Source organism: Intrasporangium sp. (assembly GCF_051961875.1).
Taxonomy (GTDB): Bacteria; Actinomycetota; Actinomycetes; order Actinomycetales; family Dermatophilaceae; genus Intrasporangium_A.
The window spans coordinates 1-2,914 of sequence record NZ_JBQCCV010000259.1 but is presented as its reverse complement, the minus strand read 5'-3'; the positions used below and the strand labels follow the sequence as shown (position 1 = coordinate 2,914).

At 68.5% G+C, this 2,914-nt stretch carries 1 protein-coding gene and 1 pseudogene; one reads left to right on the top strand and one right to left on the bottom strand.

Annotated elements, in window-relative coordinates; genetic code table 11:
- The first annotated feature begins 320 nt into the window (after nt 1–320).
- On the top strand, nt 321–995 hold the full coding sequence (locus tag ACTHJJ_RS15860; protein WP_440303912.1) for a prepilin peptidase: 675 nt from the start codon (nt 321–323) through the stop codon (nt 993–995).
- 46 nt (nt 996–1,041) lie between these two features.
- Here ACTHJJ_RS15860 and ACTHJJ_RS15855 read toward each other — a convergent pair.
- Nucleotides 1,042–2,914: pseudogene (locus tag ACTHJJ_RS15855) on the bottom strand (hypothetical protein); the annotation flags it as partial.

The following is a 2,914-nucleotide window of genomic DNA, read 5'->3' as shown; positions in this document are numbered from 1 at the left end:
GCGGACGTCGTCGAGGTGAACGAACCGTACGTGCCAAGGCCCGCCACCCCAGCGGCGCCCGCCATCAGGGCGGCGGAGGCGAGGAGCTTGCGGGAGGTCTTCCGGGTGCTGCTCATGGTGTGGTGTTCCTTATCTGCGGCCGATCGGGCCACATCGTCTTCGGGCCAGCGGGTTTCGCTGACAGGGACGACTCTCGCGAACGGATTTCAAGCGAGCCGTGGCTTCGGCGCAGGGTTACTGCAAGAAACGTGCAAATACCGCAAGGCGGTCTCTCAGCGGGTTGTCTGCCGCGGCGCAGCGCGCATGAATACAGTGCCGGTATGCCGCTGTCGGTCCTCCTCGCCACCTCGCTCGCCGGGGTTGTCGCGGGTGCCGTGATGCAGTCCCAGCTCGTGCACCTGCGCTACCGCAACGAGGACGAGCAGCACCTGCCGAAGCCCTCCCCGGTGTGGATCATCCCCATCAGCGGGATCCTGACCGTCCTCCTCTGGGCGGTCCTGGCTCCCGGGCGACCGCCCTTCGTCCCCGCGACGTATGTCGTCGCCAGTTGGGTCATGGTCGCCCTCGCCTTCATCGACCTCGACGTGCACCGCCTGCCCGACAAGATCCAGCTGCCGGCCTATCCGATCCTCGCCGGTCTCCTCGCGGTATGCAGCCACCTCACCGGCGACTGGGGCGCCCTGCTCCGCGCCGGCATCTGCGGCGCGGCCCTGTGGCTCTTCTACTTTCTGCTCATCTTCGTGCTGCCGGCCGGCTCGATCGGCTTCGGCGACGTCAAGCTCGCCGGGCTGCTCGGTATGCTCCTCGGCTGGCTGACCTGGGCGCACGTCATCATCTCGACGATGGCGACCTTCCTCATCGGCGGCGTCATCGCGGCGGCGCTGCTCGCGACTCGCCGCAAGGGCCGCAAGGACGAGTTCGCCTACGGGCCCTCGATGCTGATCGGGGCGATCGTCGCGATCGCCTCCCCGCTCTTCCTCCGCAGCCTCCTCTAGCACCGCAGCGGATGAGTGGATCACCGCTGCGGTGCTGGTGCGCCCTTTACGGGATCAGCGCGGTAAGGGCCGAGGTGCGCGACACCGTCGTGAAGCCAGCCTTCGAGCCGGTGACCCGCACCGAGAGGCGCTTGCCGCGGTCGGCCTTGGTCACCACATAGGTTGAGCCAGTCGCCCCGGAGATGGCCGCCCCGTTGCGCAGCCACTGGTAGCGCAACGTCACCGGGGACGGTCCCCAGGTGCCCGGCGAGGCCGTGAGGCGGTAGCCAACACGCGCGGTGCCCGAGATCTTCGGCGTGGGCGCCGTCAGGGTGCCGGCCACGACGCTCGCGGTGGCGGCCGACGTCTTGGCCACTGAGGTGAAGCCGGCCCTCGAGCCGGTCACCCGCACGGTCATCCGTTTCCCGAGGTCGGATGCGCCGAGGAGGTAGGTGGAGCCGGTGGCCCCGCTGATGGCGACGCCTGATCGGTACCACTGGTAGGAGAAGGTCACGGGCCCCGGCGACCACGTCCCTGGCACGGCGGTCAGCCGGTAGCCGACCTTAACCGTCCCGGAGATGGTGGGAACCGGCGTCGCGGTGAGCACTCCCCCACCGACGACGGCTGTCAGGGCTGACGTCTTCGCCAAAGTGGCGTATGCCGTCTTGGCACCGGTCACGCGCACAGAGATCTGGCGGCCCGCGTCGGCTTGTGTGAGCAGGTAGGTCGAGGTGGTGGCACCACTGATGGCAGCGCCGGAACGAAGCCACTGGTAGGACAGGCTGACCGGGGCAGGTCCCCACGTCCCTGGCACCGCCGTGAGCCGGTAACCCGCCTTCACCGTCCCCGAGATCGTGGGAATCGGCGCCGGCGACAACGTGCCTGCAGCCACCGGGGTGGTGTTCGCCGAGGTGGACGCCGCGGTGGTGTAACCGGTCTTGCTGCCGGTCACGCGTACCGCGAGCGGCTTGCCGTAGTCGGTGGCGGTCGGGACGTACGTGGACCCCGTCGCCCCCGCGATCGCCACTCCGGAGCGGAACCACTGATACGCGAAGGAGATCGGCCCTGGGGCCCAAGCGCCGGACACTGCGGTGAGGGGTACCCCGACCTGGGCTGTGCCCGAGATGGTCGGCGTAGGTGTCGCCGTGAGGGCCGCGAGGACCACGAAGGGACGCCAGTCGCTCGATCCCATCTCAGCACGGCCGGCATCGAGCGCCACGACGCGCCACTCCCAGGAGCCGGCGGCGATCACCGACGTCGACGCCCAGGCGGTCGCGTCTGTCGTGACGCTCTCGGCAAGGCCCGTCCCGCCAACGGCGCGGCGCTCGTAGCGATAACTCACCCCACCCTCGACCGGCTTCCACGCAAAGTAGCCGCTGGCAGCGCTCACCGTCGCGTCCTTGACCGGCGTGGACAGTTCGGGCTTGGTCCCAGTCCAGCTGAACCGGCCAGCAGCCGACCACTGGCCCGGCCGGCCGTCCGCATCGAGTCGGGCCACACGCCATACGTAGTCGGCTGAGCTCGACGGCAGGGGGGCCGTGTGGGCATAGGCGGTCTGCTTTGTCGCGACGTTGATGATCCGGTTCGTCGGGGACCATGCGGTGTCACCGTTCTTGTACACCTCGAGCTGATAGCTGCCTGCGAACAGCGTCGGGCTCCAACGGAACGGCATCAGGCCGGTCTTCTGCGGGCCGATCGGCTCACTGAGCTGGGGCGCCGGGCTCTGCTTGACGAAGGACCGAATTTCCGACCATGCGAGACCGTTGTTCGACGCGTCGACACCCTGGACGCGCCAGTAGTAGTTCCCCTCGGGATAGGTCTTGTCCCACGCCGTGTAGGTGGTTTGGTCGACAAGCTGGTTGTCGACGAACGTCGCAAAGCTGGGTGACGTGGAGACCTGCACTCGGTACTGCTTCCCGCTCTGCCGGCTCTTCTCACCC